The 20,718-nt window shown below is 46.8% G+C and carries 15 protein-coding genes; 12 read left to right on the top strand and 3 right to left on the bottom strand.

From position 1 onward, the window contains the following. Window positions 1–98 precede the first annotated feature (98 nt). The 3 genes from LX69_RS12625 to LX69_RS12615 all read right to left on the bottom strand — a co-directional run bounded on the left by LX69_RS12625 (window position 99) and on the right by LX69_RS12615 (window position 3,201). Window positions 99–1,745 (bottom strand): AMP-binding protein, encoded by a 1,647-nt coding sequence (locus LX69_RS12625; protein ID WP_111446416.1) that lies wholly within the window; start codon window positions 1,743–1,745, stop codon window positions 99–101. Between the two features lie 12 nt (window positions 1,746–1,757). Continuing rightward, window positions 1,758–2,336 carry a helix-turn-helix domain-containing protein gene (locus LX69_RS12620; RefSeq protein ID WP_111446415.1) on the bottom strand — a complete coding sequence of 193 codons (579 nt, stop codon included), beginning with the start codon at window positions 2,334–2,336 and terminating at the stop codon, window positions 1,758–1,760. 262 nt (window positions 2,337–2,598) lie between these two features. Further along, a complete protein-coding gene (locus LX69_RS12615; protein WP_185741716.1) occupies window positions 2,599–3,201 on the bottom strand; it encodes a DUF4494 domain-containing protein in 603 nt (200 codons plus the stop codon). Window positions 3,202–3,492: 291 nt separating this feature from the next. Here LX69_RS12615 and LX69_RS12610 point away from each other — a divergent pair, with 291 nt between their 5' ends. The 12 genes from LX69_RS12610 (at window position 3,493) to LX69_RS18250 (ending at window position 20,667) form a co-directional block, all read left to right on the top strand. Then, window positions 3,493–4,101: a TetR/AcrR family transcriptional regulator gene (locus LX69_RS12610; RefSeq protein ID WP_170124382.1), complete on the top strand. Its 609-nt coding sequence runs from the start codon at window positions 3,493–3,495 to the stop codon at window positions 4,099–4,101. Window positions 4,102–4,142: 41 nt separating this feature from the next. Next, the gene (locus tag LX69_RS12605) at window positions 4,143–5,444 is read left to right on the top strand and encodes a TolC family protein (RefSeq protein WP_170124381.1); all 1,302 of its coding nucleotides are present in this window, start codon (window positions 4,143–4,145) and stop codon (window positions 5,442–5,444) included. Between the two features lie 39 nt (window positions 5,445–5,483). Next, window positions 5,484–6,620, top strand: coding sequence for an efflux RND transporter periplasmic adaptor subunit (locus LX69_RS12600; protein ID WP_111446412.1), 1,137 nt, complete (start codon window positions 5,484–5,486; stop codon window positions 6,618–6,620). Window positions 6,621–6,631: 11 nt separating this feature from the next. Further along, window positions 6,632–10,003 carry an efflux RND transporter permease subunit gene (locus tag LX69_RS12595; RefSeq protein ID WP_111446411.1) on the top strand — a complete coding sequence of 1,124 codons (3,372 nt, stop codon included), beginning with the start codon at window positions 6,632–6,634 and terminating at the stop codon, window positions 10,001–10,003. Window positions 10,004–10,210: 207 nt separating this feature from the next. After that, complete coding sequence (locus LX69_RS12590; protein ID WP_245935016.1) at window positions 10,211–10,453, top strand: acyl carrier protein; 243 nt, start codon at window positions 10,211–10,213, stop codon at window positions 10,451–10,453. 284 nt (window positions 10,454–10,737) lie between these two features. Beyond that, window positions 10,738–11,097, top strand: a complete 360-nt coding sequence (locus LX69_RS12585; RefSeq protein ID WP_111446410.1) for an arsenate reductase family protein — start codon at window positions 10,738–10,740, stop codon at window positions 11,095–11,097. Window positions 11,098–11,207: 110 nt separating this feature from the next. After that, window positions 11,208–11,897 carry a head GIN domain-containing protein gene (locus LX69_RS12580; RefSeq protein WP_111446409.1) on the top strand — a complete coding sequence of 230 codons (690 nt, stop codon included), beginning with the start codon at window positions 11,208–11,210 and terminating at the stop codon, window positions 11,895–11,897. Between the two features lie 67 nt (window positions 11,898–11,964). Beyond that, window positions 11,965–16,377: a hybrid sensor histidine kinase/response regulator transcription factor gene (locus tag LX69_RS12575; protein WP_170124380.1), complete on the top strand. Its 4,413-nt coding sequence runs from the start codon at window positions 11,965–11,967 to the stop codon at window positions 16,375–16,377. Window positions 16,378–16,564: 187 nt separating this feature from the next. Further along, window positions 16,565–17,062, top strand: a complete 498-nt coding sequence (locus tag LX69_RS12570; RefSeq protein WP_111446407.1) for an RNA polymerase sigma factor — start codon at window positions 16,565–16,567, stop codon at window positions 17,060–17,062. A 300-nt stretch (window positions 17,063–17,362) separates the two neighbouring features. Beyond that, window positions 17,363–18,559 carry a glycoside hydrolase family 88/105 protein gene (locus LX69_RS12560; RefSeq protein WP_111446405.1) on the top strand — a complete coding sequence of 399 codons (1,197 nt, stop codon included), beginning with the start codon at window positions 17,363–17,365 and terminating at the stop codon, window positions 18,557–18,559. Between the two features lie 248 nt (window positions 18,560–18,807). Further along, window positions 18,808–20,439: a glycoside hydrolase family 43 protein gene (locus LX69_RS12555; protein WP_111446404.1), complete on the top strand. Its 1,632-nt coding sequence runs from the start codon at window positions 18,808–18,810 to the stop codon at window positions 20,437–20,439. 93 nt (window positions 20,440–20,532) lie between these two features. Then, a complete protein-coding gene (locus tag LX69_RS18250; RefSeq protein ID WP_262509761.1) occupies window positions 20,533–20,667 on the top strand; it encodes a hypothetical protein in 135 nt (44 codons plus the stop codon). Window positions 20,668–20,718 lie beyond the last annotated feature (51 nt).

Below are 20,718 nucleotides of genomic sequence, written 5' to 3'. Positions count from 1 at the left end.
GGTTTTTAGAAATTCAAAACCCGCAAAATTCACCATTTACATTGGATTAATGTCGATGTAAATGACGAAGATTGCGGGTTTTAATTTTTTATCCTTGTTTATCGCTTTGCCTTGCTCTGCACGTATTCGAGTCCCATTTGCCGTAATTTGTATTTTTGAATTTTTCCGCTGGCTGTTTTCGGAAAGTCATCAATGAAGATGACGTGTTTTGGGATTTTGTGGCGTGAAATTTTGCCTCTGCAGAACTCCTGCACTTCTTCTTCTGTAAGGCTTTCGCCTTTTTTTAGCTTTACAAAAGCCCCCACTATTTCGCCATATTTTTTGTCCGCGATGCCTGCCACTTCCACCATCTCTATTTGAGGCATTTGGTAAAGGAAGTTTTCAATTTCACGGGGGTAGATGTTTTCACCACCTCTGATAATCATGTCCTTGATGCGTCCGGTGATGCGGTAAAAACCTTCGGGGGTTTGCATGGCCAGATCACCCGAGTGGAGCCATCCATCCCGGTCGATGGCTGCGGCTGTGGCTTCGGGATTGTTGTAGTACCCTTGCATCACGTTGTAGCCCCGGCAGCATATTTCGCCCTGAACGCCGGCAGGGCATTCCTCGCCTGTTTCGGGGTCAAATATTTTCACTTCCACGCCGGGGTAGTTGGTGCCCACGGTGGTGGCTCTCACTTCGGCCGGGTCGGTGGTGCGGGTGCAGGTCATGCCTGGCGACGATTCGGTGAGGCCGTACACAATGATGATTTCCTTCATGTTCATGCGCTCCATCACCTGTTTCATGGTGTCGATGGGACAAAGGGCGCCGGCCATGATGCCGGTGCGAAGCGAGCTCAAATCAAACAGGTTGAACATGGGGTGATTGAGTTCGGCAATGAACATGGTGGGCACACCGTAAAGCGCTGTGCATTGTTCCTTTTGTACGGATGCCAGCACCAGCAACGGGTCAAAGTCTTCGATGAATATCATTGTGGAGCCGTGGGTGATGACCGAGCACACGGCCAGCACACATCCAAAGCAGTGAAATAGGGGCACGCATACCAACAGGCGGTCGTTGGGTGTGTAATTCATGCTGTCGCCGGTGGTTTGGCCGCAGTTGACTATGTTATGGTGGCTTAGCATCACTCCTTTGGGGAAGCCGGTGGTGCCGGAAGTGTATTGCATGTTCACCACGTCGTGACACGTGATGGTGGCTTTGACACGGTTCAGTTCATCATCGGCGGTGTTGGCGCCAAGGAGCAGTAATTCGGGCGTGTTGTACATGCCTCGATGTTTTTGTGGCCCAATGAATACCACATTACGCAGCACCGGAAAATTCTCACTTCGCAGATGTCCGCGCGCTGATGTTTTCAGCTCCGGAACCAGCTCAAATATCATGTTGACGTAATCGCTGTCGCGATAACCGTCGATGATGCAGATGGTGTGCAGGTCGGCATTTTTCATCAAAAACTCCAGCTCCGAGAGCTTGTAGTTGGTGTTGATCGTTACCAGGATGGCGCCGATTTTGGCTGTTGCAAACATAAAGGTCAGCCAGTCGGGCACGTTGTTGGCCCAGATGCCCACTTTGTCGCCCTTGCTCACGCCAATGGACAAAAGCCCTTTTGCAAGGTCATTGACGCGCTCGTTAAACTGTGCGTAAGTAAAACGGAGTTCCCGGTCGGGGTACACCATGATTTCATGGTCGGGCATTTGGGTGGCCCATTTTTCGAGCAGTCCCCCCAGTGTGTCTTCTGTTAGATGCATGGTTGGTCGGGTTTAAACGGGAATGTAGATCACTGTGAGGACTTTGGCGGGTTCGTTGCCGTGGGTGGTGACCAGATGTTCCACCACCGAGTCGAGATAGATACTTTCGCCTTTTTCGATGGTAAATTCTTTGTTGCCGTAAAATACATCGATACTGCCTTCCATCACAAAGATAAACTCCTCACCTTCGTGCGACGATTTGGGGAGTCGGCTGATTTCCATAGGGGCAATGTCGATGATGAAGGGCTCCATGTGGCGACCGGTTTTGTGGCTGGCCAGTGAGTGAAAGGTGAGGTGCTCACGGCTTTGTGTGTTGCCGGTCGAGAAGCTGTCGGTGGCATTGCTGATATCCTCTTTGCGGGTAATGGCCGGACCGGCTTTGGCGTTGTCATCGAGCAGGGTGCCCAGGCGGATGCCCATGGCCCGGGTGATGCGAATGAGTACGCCCAGCGACGGGAGGGAGATGCCTGATTCAATTTCCTCAATTTGAGTGGGGTTGAGCCCGGTAAGGGCAGCCAATTGTGGTAGTTCAATTTTTTTGATATCGCGCAGAATGGCGATTTTTTTGCCGATTTGTTGGTCTATTTTCATGCGAATGAAGAAGTATTAAGATGTCAGAATCATGGTTGAATTCAGAAGGCTAAATGGCGCAGTTATGTTTCGTGTTCGTTGTATGACTCAATTGGGTTCACGGTTATTTCATGGTGTCGGTTTGGTTGGTTGAAATTAAGGATATTCAATGGAAAAAATGGTAGCTGGGATTGACTTTTTAAACGGAGTTGGCTTTTATTCCTGATTGATTCTATAAAAAAAGCACGCCAAAGTTATTTGTGGCGTGCTTGATGCAGTTGGCTTATTCTTCGTCGGATTCTTCCTTCAAATCTTCTTCGTCTTCTTCGAGCTCCTCTTCATCTTCGTCAAACTCGTCGTCTTCTCGTTGGGCATCTTCCAGTTCCTGGCGACGGGCGTTGGCTTGTGCTTCGGCTTCGGCTTTTTTGCGTCCTTTTTCGCCGGGTTCCGCATCGTCGTTGAAGTATGGAAAGAAGTCGAGGATGGGGCTTTCCGAGACGCTCACAATGTCGTAATCGACAGTCATGCCGGTGAGTGCCAGGTCTATTTTGTCGCAGGCATCTTTCACCCCCGATGCCATTACCAGCATGGTGTTGGCCACTTTCTTCTCTTTGCCGGCGGTTTCGTCAATCGATACAAAGGTGATTTTGCATTTGTACCAACGGTCGCCTTCATCGTTGTTGAAAATGTCGGAATAATTGGCTTTGCGGATGTTGGTGACGGTAAATTCGCCACTGATGTACGCTTCCATTTCACGATAGATGCGTTCTTCTGCTTCGGTAAATGAGATGGCGTCCACCAAATAAGGCTCGTTCACTTTCTTCTCTTTGCCGGTTTTTTCGTCGATTTTGGTATATCGGATTTTACATTCGAACCAGTTTTGCATAGTATTGTTTTTTTATGGTTGATGATGCAACCCCCTCTTGTTTTCGAAGTCTTTAATCCCAGTGTCAGGGGTCTCAATGTGTCGACAAATATAAAAAAAGCTTTTTCCTTGTGTTTCTAAACGTCGTGAATCATTTTTGATTTTATTACTGATGTCTTGTCTTTCAAGTCAATGTGTTTGTATTTTGTTTGAGTATGTTAAATAATCTAAACTCTTAAAACTTTTCAATCCAGGAAACTATAAATGTGAAAATAGTTTCCTAGGTTTGCATTGAAATAATCAATGGATTCAATGACACAGGAACATCAGGAAATATTGGAGAAGGTGAAAACGCTTTATTTGCGTTACGGGATAAAGAGTGTAACCATGGACGATGTGTCTCGCGAATTAGGCATGTCGAAAAAAACGCTTTATCAATATTTTGATGACAAGCAAAAGTTGGTCGCCGGCATTACCCACATGGAAATGGATCGCGCCAAGAAGATGGTGATGGATATTTTTGAGCAAGGCTTGGATGCCATTAGCGAGATGTTTCAATTACACCGTTTTCTCGATCAAATGGCGAAGGCTCATAGTCATGTGTGTGAGTATGATTTGAAGAAATATTACCCTGCATTGTTTCAGGAAATCATCAATATGAAGCGTGATATGCTTTATCGGCTTTGGAAGACCAATATTGAAAAGGGGAAATCTGAAAGCCTTTACCGGGCAGAAGTGAACACCGAGATTATTGCAAAAACCAATCTGTTGCGTTTCGAGAGTTCTATGGATACCTGCATTTTTACAGATGCAGAGATGGCATCGTTGGATTTTTTCAACGAGATTTTTGTTTACCACGTTCGGGGCATTGCCACAGCTAAAGGAATTAAACGTCTCGAAGCATTGTTGGCGGAGGCGTGATGTTGTTTTTAAATTCTAAACAAAATCAAACTACATTATATATGAAACACCCTTTTCTTGTTTTTCAATTATGTCTCTGGGGGCTGGTCGGCACTTTGAATCCCTTGCTGGCTCAGGTGGCTGATGTCGGCACATCCTTGTCGCTTCAACAAGCTCAGGAGCATGCATTGTCGTATAACAAAGAGATTCAGTCGGCTCGCCTGGATGTGAATATCGCCAAAAAGAAGGTGATGGAAACCACCGGAATCGGTTTGCCGCAGGTGAATGTGACGGGTAGTTATCAGCACATTTTTAAGGTTCCGACCATTGAATTTGTGCCCGGCGAAAAAATTCCCATCATGGAGGCCAATAGCACCAGCTTTGATTTCACGGTGAGTCAGCTCATTTTTAGTGGGGAATATATTGTGGGTTTGCAGGCTAGTAAGGTTTATAAAACCATCACTGAGCAGGCTTTGCGCAAAAATGAAATAGAACTGCTTCAAAGCGTCGAAAGTACTTACCACATGGCTTTGGTGCTGGACGAAAACAACAAGATTGTGTCGCAAAACCTGATGTTGTCGCGCCAAACGCTCACCGAAATGGAAGCCATGCTGGCTGCCGGGATGATTGAAGACACAGAGGTGGATCAGTTGCGTGTGAACGTCTCTGCCTTAGAGAATCTGGCCAATTCGTTAGCCGGACAGCAGCGCAATGTTCTGAATTTATTGAAGTATCAAATGGGGATGGAAATGTCGCAGCCCATTGTTTTGACTGATTCCCTGGGGGGCTTTATTAATGATGCATTACCTGATGTTGCGGGGGCTTTTAACCCCGAGCAAAACATCGATTATCGCATGGTTCAAAATCAGGTGGAAGTGCAACGATTGAGTTTAAAGCGCGAGAAAAGTACCTTTCTGCCCACCCTGTCGGCCTTTTATCAGCACACCGAGAAACTTAACGCACCCCTTTTGGACATGACGCCGAAGGATATTTTGGGAGCGCAGGTGACCATTCCCATCTTTGGCGGAACCCAACGTTTGATGCGCGTTAAGCAGGCTTCCCTGGAGCTCGAAAAAGCTGAGCTGACTCGCGAGCAGACCGCCAATGGCCTGGCGTTGCAATATGCCAATCAGCAATTGGCTTATGAAACGGCCTATCGCAAGTATTTGAATCAAAATGAGAGCGCACAGGTGAGTCGTCGTATTTTCGAGAAAACACATCTCAAGTTGAAAGAAGGGGTTGCCTCATCGCTTGAGTTGACTCAGGTGCAAAGCCAATATCTCACAGCTATCAGCAATTATTACAATTCGGTGCTCGAGATGCTCGATGCCCGTGGTCAATTGCAAAAACTATTGGCGCAATAATGATTTAACAATCCGATTACCCTATAGAAACACAAAAACATGACACAATTTAGAATTATTCAAATAGGAGTTGCTCTGTTGGCCTTGGTGGTGATGAGCAGTTGTAATGACGATAAGCAGGCTAAATTGGTAGCCTTGAAGAAACAGCAACAGGAACTTGCCGAAGACATTGCCCGCTTGGAGGCTGAACTCAAGAGGGATGGCGTGGAGTCGGCTCGCGACGAGGGTGTGAAAGTGGTGACCCTGCCTGTTGTGCGTGAGTCTTTTGCCCATTACATTGAAGTGCACGGGAAACTTGATGGCGATGAAAATCTGCAGGTCTATCCCAAAGGACAAGGCGTGGTGACGCGCGTGATGGTGAAAACGGGCGATGCCGTTCGTAAGGGGCAGATCATTGCCCTGCTTGATGATGGTGCCCTTCGCAAGTCATACGACCAAACCAAAGTACAATATGATCTGGCCAATGATGTGTTTGTGCGTCAGCAGCGTTTGTGGGAACAAAAAATTGGTTCCGAAATGCAATACCTTCAGGCTAAGAGCCAGAAAGAAGCCCTGGAAAGTGCCCTTGCCGGTCTCAAAGAGCAGCTGAGCTACATGCAGATACAGTCGCCCATCGACGGGAACGTCGAAGACCTTCCGTTAAAAGTCGGTATGGCTGTGTCGCCTGCCATGCCGGTTGCTACCGTCATCAATTTTGCTTCTCTCAAAGTGGTGGCCGATGTGGCTGAGGCATATAGTAGTAGCATTATGGCTGGTGATTCGGTGATGGTTTCGTTCCCTGACATTCAGATGTCGCTCAACAGCACCATTGCATCGGCCAGCAAGTACATCAACCCGGTGAACCGCTCCTTTAAAGTGGAGGTTCGATTGCCCTCTGCCGCCAAGGGCTACAAGGCCAATATGATTGCCGTTCTCAAAATTGCCGATTATCGGCAGCCATCGGCTTTTGTGATGCCCGTGAATCTGATTCAGACCGACTCGCGTGGCAATTACGTGATGCTTGCCGTTCCTCAGGACGGGGGGCTCAAAGCTCGCAAGCAATACATCAAGCAAGGTGTTAGCTATAACGGACTGGTCGAGATTGTTGACGGGCTTCAGGAAAATCAACAGGTGATAACCGTAGGCTTTCAAGGCTTGACAGATGGCACTCTGCTGAGTCAATCATCTCAACGTTGAAATAAGGAGATATGGAAACAAATCATAAAGAGTTTAAGCCCACCAGTTGGGCCATTGACAATAAGACCAGCATCTACGTCTTGACGCTGATTCTGATCATTTTCGGGATGGTTAGTTACACACGAATTGCCAAGGAACAGTTCCCCGAAATTGTGATCCCTACCATCATTGTCAATACCATTTATCCCGGTACGTCGCCGCAGGATATGGAGAACCTGATAACCCGCCCTTTGGAGAAGAATATTAAATCTATCAATGGCATTAAAGAAATTCGGAGTAACTCCATTCAGGATATGAGCTCAATCATTATCGAGTTTCAAACCGATGTGGATAAGGCCGATGCCAAGCAAAAGGTAAAGGATGCTGTGGATAAGACCAAAAGCGATTTGCCTACCGATCTGGATCAGGATCCCTCGGTGATGGAGATTGATATGTCGGAAATTCCTATCATGTACCTGAATATGTCGGGCGACTATCCGCTGGATCAGCTCAAGGTGTTTGCTGATGAGGCTCAGGATCGCATCGAGGAACTGCCCGAAATAACCCGCGTGGACATCGTGGGGGCACTTGAGAAGGAGATTCAGGTGAACCTCGATATGTTCAAAATGCAGGCCTATAACCTTACCTTTAGCGATGTGGATCGAGCCATTGCCTATGAAAACATGACCATCTCGGGCGGTTCCATCAATTTGCAAGGTATGAGCCGTAACATTCGTGTGGTAGGGGAGTTCAAAGATGTCGAAACCCTTCGTAATCTTGTGGTGGGTGCCTCTGGCGGCGGGTTGGTTTATCTCAAGGATGTAGCTGAAGTGAAAGCCGGATTTAAGGAGCAGGACAGTTTTGCCCGCCTGAACGGTCAAAATGTGATCACACTCAATGTCGTCAAAAAAAGTGGCGAAAACTTGCTGGATGCTTCCGATGGCATCAAAAAGATTTTGGACAACCTGAAGGAGCATAAAGTGCCTAAGGATGTGACCATTACCATTTCGGGCGATCAAAGTAAATACACCCGTACCACTTTGGCCGATTTGAATAATACCATCATTATTGGTTTTGTGCTGGTCACCATTGTGTTGATGTTTTTCATGGGCGTGACCAATGCGTTTTTTGTGGCAGTGTCGGTGCCTTTGTCCATGGCCTTGGCATACATCGTGATGCCGGGTATCGATTTTACTTTGAATATGTTGGTGATGTTCTCCTTTATTTTTGCATTGGGGATTGTGGTTGACGATGCCATTGTGGTCATCGAAAACACGCACCGCATCTTCATGAAAGGAAACATGACCATTGTGCAGGCTGCCAAGCAAGCTGCCGGGGAGGTGTTTGTGCCCATTTTGGCCGGAACGCTTACCACTCTTGCGCCATTTTTTCCGTTGGCCTTTTGGCCGGGCGTGGTGGGCGAGTTTATGTTTTACATCCCCGTCACCATCATCATCACCCTGTTTGCATCATTGGTGGTGGCCTACATCATCAACCCGGTGTTTGCCGTTCAGTTTATGAAGCGCGATGAATCCGTTGGACATTTGCCTCGTAAAAAAATGTGGCGTAATGTGGGCGTGATGCTCGTGGGAGTTCTGTTGGCACATTTGGCAGGAATGACGATGTTGGGTAATCTGGTCGTTTTCTTTGCGATTTGTTATGTGCTCCATAACATGTATGGGGTGAAAATGCTCGATCGTTTTCAACATCATTATTTGCCTCATCTGCTCGATCGTTACGAGCACCTCTTGCGCCGGTTGTTGTGGAAGCGTCGTCCCGGTATTTTGCTGTGGAGCATGGTGGGTTTATTCTTTCTTTCAGTGGTGCTTTTTGGGATGTTTGCTCCTCCCGTGGTTTTCTTTCCCGACAATGAGCCCAATACCGTGAATGTTTATATCAAGATGCCCGTCGGCACTGATGTGAATGTCACGGACTCGGTGACCTGCGAGGTTGAATCACGCGTGATGGCCGTGTTGGGGAAAAACAATCCCATTGTGGAATCGGTGGTGTCGAATGTGGCTTTGGGGGCTTCGGCCGATATTTTCGATTCGGGAACAAAGACTTCTCACAAGGCCAAGGTGACTGTCAATTTTGTAGAGTTTGGTGAGCGCAACGGCGAGAATACCAACGACTACATGGAGAAGGTGCGTGAGGCTGTCAGGGGCATTGCCGGGGCTGAAATTAATGTAGAGAAAGAGGCCAATGGTCCTCCCACGGGAAAACCCATCAACCTTGAGGTGAGCAGTGATGACTTGGATGTGCTGATGGAGACATCTAATCGCTTGATTGCTTATCTGGATTCGCTCAATATTTTGGGTGCCGATAAGTTTAAAACCGATTTTGAGAGTACCAAGCCCGAGGTGATCATCGACCTGGATCGCGTCAGAGCCAATCGTGAAGGCATTTCTACCGGCCAGGTGGGCAGTGACATCCGGGCTGCCGTGTATGGTAAGGAGTCTTCGAAGTTTCGTGAGGGTGAGGAGCAGCATCCCATCATGGTGAGGTTCCTTAAAGATCAGCGCGAGAACATCGACCGGTTGGTGAACCTTCATATTACCTATCGAGATATGAATACCGGCATCTTGCGAAGCATCCCCTTGTCGGCTGTGGCTAAAATCCATTACGAGAATTCGGTAGGAGCTATTACTCGTTTAAACCTGAAACGTGTGATTACTGTCAATGCTAACGTTATTACCGGCTTTACGGCCAATGAGGTGATTGCGGTGATGAAGAAGGCCATCCCTTCGTTTCATAAACCCAATGACGTTACGATTAATATTACCGGAGAGCAGGAAGATCAAAAGGAATCTTCAGATTTTTTGAGTCTGGCCATGTTGCTGGCGCTCTGTTTGATTGTGTTTATTTTGATTGCTCAATTTAATTCTATCAGCAAGCCGGTGATTATTATTTCTGCGGTGTTTTTCAGTCTGATTGGGGTGTTGATTGGTTTTACAGCCACTCAAATGCCGTTCTCCATCATCATGACCGGCATGGGGTTGGTAGCGCTGGCCGGTATTGTTGTGCGTAACGGCATCCTGTTGGTGGAGTTCACCGATGTGTTGCTCAGCGAGGGATTGCGCCCGCGTGAAGCCATGGTGCAGGCTGCTAAGGCTCGTATCACGCCGGTGTTGCTTACTGCGGCCACAACCATCCTGGGGTTAATTCCGTTGGCCATTGGTTTCAACATCGATTTTGTAGGGCTATTCACGCATTTTAATCCCCATATTTTCTTTGGGGGTGATAACGTGTCGTTCTTCGGCCCGCTGTCGTGGACTATCGTGTTTGGATTGACTGTAACCACTTTTCTCACGTTATTAATGGTGCCTTCGATGTATCACATCATCTATGCCTATAAAATTTGGCAAAAAAGGTTGATTCATCGTTTGCGTTTCCGTAAAGGATAATGCCATTGGAGTTATTTTAAAGGCCTTTCCGACTGATGGTTGGATAGGCCTTTTTAAAAAGCTCCATTTTGTAATGCAATTAGGGACTCCTTTTTTTAAAAAAAATGAATAAAAAATGCCGTTGTTCATACGTGTGCAACCCGCATGATTTGTCATAGTGATGTAAGTGTTCAAACGAGAGAGATAGTTAACCTTAAAAGGTTTAAAATGATGACAGCAAAATCAATTCGCCGGAATCTTTATAAAGTATTGAGAAAGACCGGAGTGCCCCGTAATTTAATTGCCGAAGAAGCCCAATTGAAAAATGAGCTTTTTGTGGACGATGTGGATATGACTTGTTTTCTTTATTATTTAGAGACCAAGTTTAAAGTGAATGTGAAAAATGAGGAGATAGCACAATTGGTGTCGGTACGCTCAACCATCGATTATTTGCAACGACACTGTGCGTAGTTTGAATCGTGTGTTTTAAATAACAAATTTCTATCGGTTGTTTTCAAAGCAGCGTGCTTATAATTGCTGTTTTGAAAACAACTTTTTTATGATTCCTTTTGTTTGGTTGACATTTTTTGCCAATTCATCCCTGATATTAAACCATTGGTAAAAATGACCCTTTTAGTTGTGGTGCTTCTATGCTGAATAGCCTAATTTTATTGGCTAGTTTATAAGCAATCGTGTGTTTTTTACAGGCATGGATGCTTGTCACGTGATTTAATGGCCAAATCAGGAACCTATTTATGAAGCACATTTTTCATTTATCGACTTGTTCTTCTTGTCGACGCATCATTCGGGACATCGCACCGAATGAGGAATTTACTTTGCAAAACATCAAAGATGAATCCGTAACACCCGAGCAGCTGGATTACCTGGCCGGGTTGAGTGGTTCGTATCAGGCGCTTTTTAATCGTCAGGCTCGCAAGTATCGCGAAATGGAGCTTTATAAGCGTGAGTTGTCGGAATCGGAAATCCGGCAATTAATTCTCGATGAATATACCTTTTTGAAGCGACCTATTTTTGTGCTCGATTCGCAGTTGTTTATTTGTAAAAATAAGGAGAGCATCAATCGTTTAAAAAATCTGTTGCAGTATAAGAATTGAGCTTTCTTAGAGCATTGTCCTGTGTCACCTTTTTTAGACAAAGGCTTTTTGTTGATTGTCGGATTGCTTATCTTTATCAATTGTCCCGATGATTGACATGAAATGTGATTATGCGATTAGCTGTGTTTTTTATTTTACTCCTGATTTGTTGCATCCCAGACTCGCTGTGTGCACAGGAACGTATACCCCGCGCTGTTGGCGGTTTTCATAGTGTGGCGGTCTCCTCGGGCATTGACCTTTACCTGAAGCAATCGGATATTTTTGCGGTCGAAATTGAAGGGGTGCGCCCTTCGTTGTTTCATGTTCGAACCGAGATTCAGGACAGTATTTTGGTTATTTCGGCTTTACTCCCTGCGCATTGGCCTTTAAAATTCCCGCCTAAAGTTTATCTGCAGTGCAAAACATTACGTGAAGTCGGTGCCTCGGGTGGTTCTGATGTTTATGGCGTTAATGAATTGGTGATTTCTAAGTTGAAAGTGCATGCACACAGTGGTTCGGATATTTTCCTTTCCGTCAAAAGCGAACATTTGGTATTGACGGCACTTAATGGTGGCAGTATTAAGGTGGGTGGTGAGTCCCTGTCGGTTGTTGTGACTGCTGAGGGTGGGAGTGAAGTCAATGCCATTGGATTGATTGCTCTTGATGGATTGGTGACTGCTTCGGGTGGTTCGGAAGTGTTGATTAATGTGAGTCGGTCGCTGAGTGCCGACGCTTCTGGCAAAAGTCACATCGGTTATCGGGGGACTCCTGTGGAGCAATTTTTTAATACCTTTGGCGGTTCTGCCATCTACCCGAAATGAAGAATCTTTTGTGATGCACGTTTTTGTGCAGTTTGATGTCGTTTTTTTACGGACTAATAGTGTGGTGATGAGGAATTTCGTAGTGCTGTTGTTTGTTTTTGTGTTTGTATCGGGCTTTTCTCAGCCTCATTGTTCCATTCGTCATTATTCCGATGCCGATGGGCTCTCTCAAAATACCATTATGCACATGTTGCAGGATCGCACCGGCAATATGTGGTTTGCGACCTGGGATGGTCTCAATCGGTTTGATGGGCATCGTTTTACCATATTTAAACCACGTCCGGGCGATCAGGTGAATGTGGTCAACAGTCGCTTCGATTACATTGTTGAAGATCATTACGGCTACATTTGGGTGTTGACATACGACCGTAAAGTGTTGCGATTTGATCCGCGCAGTCGTTTGTTTTCCAATTTCCCGGCATTGGGTGACAATGTGGCGTCGTTTCCTAAAAGCATTCGCCAAATATTGGTGCATACCGATGGTAGTATTTGGTTGGCTTCCGAATCGGGTGAAGGGCTGGTGAAGGTTTGGCTTGATAAAGACGGTGTCATTGTTAAAAGCAAGGTTTTTTCGACCGAAACAGGTTTTGTCATGGGCAATCAGGTGGTTGATATGGTTGAAGACAGCCGCCAAAATGTTTGGGTGCTGACCGATAACGGTGTGGCGTTGTTTAAGCACGGGACGACAGATCCGGTTGTTTTCTTTTATGAAACCCCCGATGTGAATGGCGGTAATCGTCAGCAGTTTAATGCGATGGTTGAGTTTGATCAAGAAATATGGTTTGGGGTGTCAGCGGGGCGTATTTGGCGTTATGATATTCAGGGAGGACGATTCAATTTGCTGGAAACAGGCGTTCGGTCGTCTGTAAAAACCCTCAATAAGGTTGGCGAAAGTATTTTGGTTGGTACTGATGGTGAGGGGCTTGTGTTGTTTAGCCGTCGGGGAGAATTGCTTAATCGCTTTAGTGAGCCGCGTATGCCATCCGGTGTGGTTCAGCATGTGTTTGTGGATAGTTATGGCGAAGCGTGGGTGCAACAGGATTATAACGGCATCACGCAAATAACCCCTGCGAGCGGTCAGGTACGTGTGCATCGCACATTTACCGAGTACAATGAGGCTGCCACGTCCTTGTTTCATCCCTCGTTTCATATTTTAGAGGATGGCGAGCGACGTTTGTGGGTGCATCCCGTGGGGGGAGGATTCTCTTATTTTGATCGTCAATTGGGCGCATTAAAGAGTTTTTATAATGATCCCCGTGATCCCGCCCGTTTGTTCTCGAACATGCTCCATTCGATGTATTCCGATCGTCAGGGAAATCTGTGGCTTTGCACGCGCTCAAAGGGGCTTGAGCGCGTGACGTTTTATAATCCCAATTTCCGCATCATCAAGCCGGGTGCGGCATTGCATGAACCTTTTGTCAACGATGTGCGCTCGCTCATGCAGGATCGTGATGGTCGTTATTGGGTGGCTACCAAAGATGGCCGGGTACACATTTTTTCCGCCAATTTTGTCTTTATTGGTTACTTGACCGAGTCGGGGCAAATTGCGACCTCCGGCAAGCCCGTTGATGGAATTCAATATTCGATGCTTCAGGATTTAAGAGGTAACATCTGGTTGGGATCAAAGGGAAAAGGATTGGTGAAAATGGTGCCTGCATCATCCACAGGAGCCTTGAGCTATCGGATGGTGCGTTTTCGTTATCAATCGGATGACCTTTATAGTTTGAGTAACGACAATATCTATCACATTCATGAAGATGGTAAAGGACGCATTTGGGTGGCCACCTACGGGGGGGGGCTCAATTATATTGATGAATCGTCCGACGGCCAGATTCGGTTTATTAACCATCGCAATCATATGAAGGGGTATCCCATAGGGGCGTTTTATCGTGTCCGTCACATCAATTCGGTGCCGGGTGGTGATATTTACGTGGGCACTACCAACGGGTTACTAACGTTTAACGAAGATTTTGTGGATGCCGAGCAAATTAGTTTTCGAAAGCATGCTTTTAAGGCCGGTGATCCAACTTGTTTAAGTAATAACGATGTGCATTATGTGATTTCAACGCGTGATCAGCAGGTGTTTGTGGCCACCTTTGGAGGCGGCATCAATAAAGTTGAGAAGAGTTCTGGCAAGGGTGAATTGCGTTTTCGTGCCTATACCACTGCTCACGGTTTGCCATCGGATGTCATTCTTGGGATGAGTGAAGATTCCCACGGCAATGTGTGGATCAGTACCGAAAACGGGTTGGTGAAATTTGATCCTGTGGCCGAAACATTTGAACGTTATCAGGAAAACGGTTTTGGTGAGCAAGCCATTTTTTCGGAAGCATCGACGATGATTGACCGCAACGGGGTTGTGTACTTTGGGATGGATAAAGGGCTTCTGCAATTTAATCCCGCTGATGTCAAACGTAGCGAATTTGTGCCATCTGTTGTTTTAACCGATTTGTATCTTTCCAATAAACTGATTGACCCCCATTCCGATAATTCCATTTTGCCAATCGAAATCAATGCATTGTCGGAGTTGGTGTTGCCCCATGATAAAAAGATGGTGTCCATTGCCTATGCTGCCCTCGATTACAAGAATCCTGATAATGTATCGTATGCTTATTTGTTAGAAGGGTTTGACAGTGAATGGAACTATGTGGGGCAACAACGCGTTGCGACCTATACAAACTTGCCCAAAGGTGAATACCGTTTGCGGGTGAAATCGACCAACAGCGACGGGGTGTGGGTCGACAACGAAAAGGTGCTCATGGTTCGGGTGCTGCCCTCGTTTTGGGAAACGGCTTGGGCTTATGTTGTTTATTTCTTGTTTTTTATGTTTGTTGTGGCGTTGGGGGGCTACATTCTGTTTATCATCTATCGTTTAAAAGGCCGGGTCTCGCTCGAGCACCATTTGGCCGAGTTGAAATTGACTTTTTTTACCAATATTTCCCATGAACTGCGCACTCCCTTGACGCTTATTGCCGGCCCTGTTGAACACATGCTTGAGAATCAAAGTCTGCCGGCTCAAACCCGTGAAGAACTGGTGGTCGTGCAAAGTAATACCCGTCGGATGTTGAGGTTGATTAATCAGATTCTCGATTTTGTGAAGATTCAAAACAAAAAGATGCAGCTAAAGGTTGAGGAGGTATTGTTGGCTGATGTGACCCAATCCATCATGACTAACTTCACAACCTTAGCTGCCGAGCACGACATAGATTTTTCACTGACAGATCTTACCAATGGCAGTCGCATTTACGTGGATGTGGATAAATACGAAAAAATTGTGTTTAATCTTCTTTCCAATGCCTTTAAGTTTACGCCCCGCGGACGGCGCATTGCTGTAACCATTGACGATGCCAACGGCCGAGTGGCGCTGAGGGTTGCCGACAGTGGTACCGGCATTCCCGAAAATAAGCGGCAGATGTTGTTTCAACGATTCGAGAGTTTCATCGATAAAAACTTGTTCGATCTGCCGGGAACAGGCATTGGGTTATCGCTGGTAAAGGAACTGGCCGATATGCATGGTGCTGAGGTGGACGTGGAGAGTCGTGAAGGCGAGGGAACCACTTTTACGTTACTGTTCCGTCGGGGCATTGAGCATTTTGATGCCGATACGGAAATCATCATCGCCGATAATGCGGCGCTTTCGGTTGGCGATTCCGCGCCGGTAATGGATGACGTAATGGAGGATGTGTCATGTGACATTGAAACCACGGCCACTTCAATTCTGATTGTTGAGGACAATGCTGAATTGCGCGCCTTTTTGCGAAAGATACTCATTCCCGAGTATTTGATTTATGAAGCAGTAGATGGCGAGCAGGCCTTGAAGGTCGCCTCGGAGCATGTGCCCGATTTAATTCTTAGTGACTGGATGATGCCCGGTATGAATGGGTTGGAGTTGTTACGTCACTTGCGTGAAAATGTCAACACATCGCACATTCCATTTGTGATGTTGACGGCCAAGACTGATATTGATAGTAAAATTGAGGGTCTTGAGACCGGTGCTGACGACTACATTACCAAACCCTTCAGTACGTCATATTTGCTGGCGCGTATTCAAAACCTGCTGGCTCAGCGTGAAAAGTTGCAGCAGCTTTATCGAACCAACATGCCCACGCGTGGTTTTGAGGTGGTGCCTTCGCAACCTCAAATACAGTCGCAGGATCAAAAATTTATGGAGCAACTGATTGGTTATATGGAGCAAAACATCGACAATGGCAATCTGGTGGTCGATGATTTGGTGAGCCACATGGCCGTGAGCCGGTCGGTGTTCTTTAAAAAACTCAAAACCATCACGGGGCTTGCACCCATCGAGTTTATTCGCGAAATAAGGGTGAAACGTGCAGCCCAGCTCATTGAGTCAGGCGAGTTTAACATGACTCAGATCTCGTATATGGTGGGTATTAATGATCCTCGCTATTTCAGTAAATGTTTTAAACAGCATTTTGGCATGACCCCATCGGAGTATAAAGATCACCTGAAAAAATAACTGACTCTGCGTCGCTAATTTAGATTTTGCCTGTTCGTGTTTCAAATCATTTTAATACACAGTGCTTTATTGTTGTGGTTATTTAGAATGATTTCAAACAGAATGGTGGTATCGGAATAAAAGACTTGTATGTCGGAAATATCTTTTCTAACTTTGTTCTATCAAACCAGAATAAAAGAGAAGCGATATGACCACATTACAGTTCAATAACAGCTTGTTGAGCCTGCAGGATCGGTTGCGTTTTTTTGCATTGAGCCTGACATCCAATGCCGAAGACGCGAGTGATTTGTTACAGGAAACGACCTTAAAGGCATTGACCTATCGCAGTCAGTTTGTGAACAATTCCAACTTCAAAGCCTGGATGTTTACCATCATGAAAAATACTTTTATCAATAACTATCGTCGCAACCAAAAGAGTCGGAACACTTTTGATGGGAGCGAAGATGCGTTGCGTGTGGCTAATAAACAGAATTATGACTCCGAAACTCCCGAGGAGATTCACCGCGTTCAGGAGCTTGAGATGACCATCGAACGACTGGATGACGATTTTAAAGTGCCTTTTAAAATGCACACCCAGGGGTTCAAGTACAAAGAGATTGCCGAAACGCTTGATCTGCCCATCGGGACTGTGAAAAGCCGCATTTTCTTTACGCGTAAAAAACTTCAGCAGATGCTTCAAGACTGAGTCTTCTTTTTCTACCATTTTTCTTGTTGCCGGAATGCCTTGCGTGCGTTCCGGCATTTTTCGTTTATCCCTTTTTTATCGTCCTCACCGGGTTTTATGCCACGTGTGGACGGATGATGTGTTTGTATGGTTATGTTTGTCAGGGTGGTGGGGTGTTTCTTGTAAGACGGAATGATTTGATGTTTCGACACCGAAAGGTCATTTTTTGAACCATCTTCAACAGTTTTTACACATTTAAACATTCGCATTGAATTAGTTTTGATTATCCCAAAATGGAATCTCAACTAAAAAATAATGAATATGCTGAAAAGTAAAATGACGTCAACGGGGGTAGCCTTGATGTTGGTTAGCCTGCTGCTTTTGGGCGGATGCAAATCGATCCGGGTGACTCCCATGTCGGTGCGCATGGCCGAGTCGGAAATGAAACGATCGCCTGAGGGCTGGATGCTCGATTTCTCAGATCGCCTGAAGTGGAATTATTGCCATGGTCTGGTTTCTCAATCGTTTTTGGATGTGTACGACCGTTATGGCGACGAAAAGTTTTTTAAATACGTGAAGCAGTATGCTGATACCATGATTTATGAAAATGGCGAAATCATTGGTTATAAACCACACGAGTTTAATATCGACCGCATCAATACCGGAAAGATTCTTTTTCGGTTGTACAATAAAACGAAGGACGAGAAGTACAAAAAGGCGCTCGACCTTCAACGGTCACAATTAAAGGAGCATCCTCGAACTCAGGAGGGGGGCTTTTGGCACAAAAAAGTTTATCCCTGCCAGATGTGGTTGGATGGTCTTTACATGGGGGCGCCATTCTATGCCCAGTACGGTAAGGAGTTTAACGAGCCAGAGGTTTTCCCCGATGTGGTGAACCAGTTTATGTTAATTCGCAAGCATCTGTACGACCCGGCCACCGGACTATTTCGTCATGCTTGGGATGAGTGCCGTCAACAGGCCTGGGCCGACAGCATCACGGGGCAGTCGGCTCACGTGTGGGGACGTGCCATGGGCTGGTATGCCATGGCGCTGGTTGATGCGCTCGATTTCATTCCGGCAGAGACCCCTCGGCGCGATTCCATGGTGATCATATTCCGTGAGTTGGTGCAAGCTGTGGAGAAAGTTCAGGATCCGGCCACCGGTTTGTGGTACCAGGTGCTCGACCAGGGCACGCGTGAAGGCAACTACTTGGAATCGTCCTGCTCGGCCATGTTTACTTATGCCATTCTCAAAGGCGTGCGCATGGGGTATCTCGATGCCTCGCATCGTCAGATTGCCTTGAAAAGTTATGACGGCATCATTAAAAACTTCATTCGCGAAAATGCCGATGGTACCATCTCGATCACACGAGGGTGTGCCGTGGCCGGTTTGGGCGGAAAACCTTATCGCAGCGGTACGTTTGAATATTACATCAGTGAGCCGGTTCGCGATGACGACCCCAAAGCCGTCGGGCCTTTTATCATGGCCAGTCTTGAAATGGAGGATTTTAAGAAGTAAGTTTGTTCAAGTATCAAGACGCAAGTATCAATGTTGTTATTTAAGAGAAGAAGACGTCAGACATTGAGACAGAGGATGAGATGAAGAAAGACATTGAGATCTGTCTTCTTCGTCTTCACAGTCTAATCTATCTGTCTGCTGTCTAAAATTCTTCTTGTCTTTTATTGTCTCTACTAAGCGACATTGATATAAGTATCAAGACGCAAGTATCAAGATGCGATGTATCAACTCAAAAAGTAAACGAACGAATGATGAGAATAACCCAATTGTTTGCAACAGCCATGTTGATGGCTGCTGGTGCGGCACAGGCGCAACAGCCTTATGTGTCGAAAGTGTGGGTGGCCGATAAGGGGAATGGCACCTATCAGAACCCGATTTTGTATGCCGATTACTCTGACCCCGATGTGTGTCGTGCCGGCGACGATTACTACATGGTGTCGTCGAGCTTTAACTGTGTGCCGGCCTTGCAGATTCTGCATTCAAAGGACATGGTGAACTGGAGCCTGGTGGGCGCTGCGGCTCCCGACGGCCTGAAATACGAATCGGTGTTTGATAAACCCCAGCATGGTAACGGCATGTGGGCGCCAAGCATTCGCTACCATCAGGGTGAGTTTTTTATTTACGTGGGCGATCCCGATTTTGGCATTCTGATGACCAAAGCCAAAAAGGCCGAAGGTCCCTGGTCGCCCCTGGCGATGGTGAAAGCCGGCAAAGGACTCATCGACCCATGCCCGTTGTGGGATGAGGACGGGCGTGCGTATGTGTCGCATGCTTTCGCGGGCAGTCGTGCCGGGCTCAAGAGTGTGTTGGCCGTGTTTGAAATGACCCCCGATGGCACCCAAGCCATCTCCGAAAGCCGCATTGTGTTTGATGGTCACGAGAAGCACGAAACCGTTGAGGGAACCAAGTTTCATAAAAAGGATGGTTACTATTACATCTTGGCACCGGCCGGTGGTGTGAAGCCCGGATGGCAGTTGGCCATGCGTTCAAAAAACGTGTATGGCCCCTACGAGGAAAAGATTGTGCTGGCACAAGGCAAAACGGCCATCAACGGTCCCCATCAGGGTGCGTGGGTGGAAACCCCGGGCGGAGAGCACTGGTTTTTCCATTTTCAGGATGTGAATGCTTACGGACGCATTGTGCATCTGCAACCCATGACCTGGAAAGATGGCTGGCCGGTGATGGGCGTTGATAAAGATGGTGATGGCTGTGGCGAACCGGTTTTGTCGCACCGCAAACCCAATGTGGGAGCTACCTATCCGGTGTGTACTCCGCTGGAAAGCGACGAATTTGACGGCATCTCCCTTGGGTGGCAGTGGCAGTGGCATGCCAATCCACAGCCTACCTGGGTTTTTAATGCCGGCCACAAGGGTTATGCCCGATTGTTTTCGGTACCCCTCGCTGCCGATTATAAGAACCTGTGGAATGTCCCTAATTTGCTGATGCAAAAGTTTCCGGCACCCGAATTCTCGGCCACCACTAAGGTGACTTTCACGCCCAGTAGCAAGTTTACCGGCGAACGTGCCGGATTGGTGGTGATGGGCTTTAACTATGGCGGTCTGTTTGTTGAAAATACCCCCGCGGGGTTGGTGCTCACGCAGGCCGACTGTGCCAAGGCCGACAAGGGAACGCCCGAAAAGGTGAATGCGACAGTAAATTTGAAAGATGGCAACCTGTGGCTGAAAGTTTCTGTGGCCAAAGAGGGCGTGTGTACCTATAGTTACAGCACCGACGGGAAAAAATACCAGTCGCTGGGCAACACCTTCACCGCTCGCGAAGGGCGATGGATTGGTGCCAAAGTGGGTTTGTTTGTGACCCGTCCGCAATTCTCAAACGATGGCGGATGGATGGATGTGGACTGGTTTAGAATTGATAAATGATTCAAATTTTTAGGTTTGTAAGTTTGTGAATAGGAAGGCGCTCCCTGGTGGGGCGCTTTTTTTATGGCCTGTTTTTAGCCTTAACCTGTAACTTTGCGACACCTGTGGCTGGGGGGAGCGTGGATCCACAACGACCGCTTCGACAGTCAGTCGCGACTCGCCAAATCGGCCGACCCGCAAGTGTATCCCTTCTGCATCGGGTTTTCGTTTTTGCCCGATTGGATGTAATAAAATGATCGATTCCATGGCATTTCGTTTTTTTCAGATGTAAGACATGAC

The organism is Breznakibacter xylanolyticus, assembly GCF_003254275.1.
GTDB lineage: Bacteria > Bacteroidota > Bacteroidia > Bacteroidales > Marinilabiliaceae > Breznakibacter > Breznakibacter xylanolyticus.
This window is presented reverse-complemented; position numbering and strand designations above follow the sequence as displayed.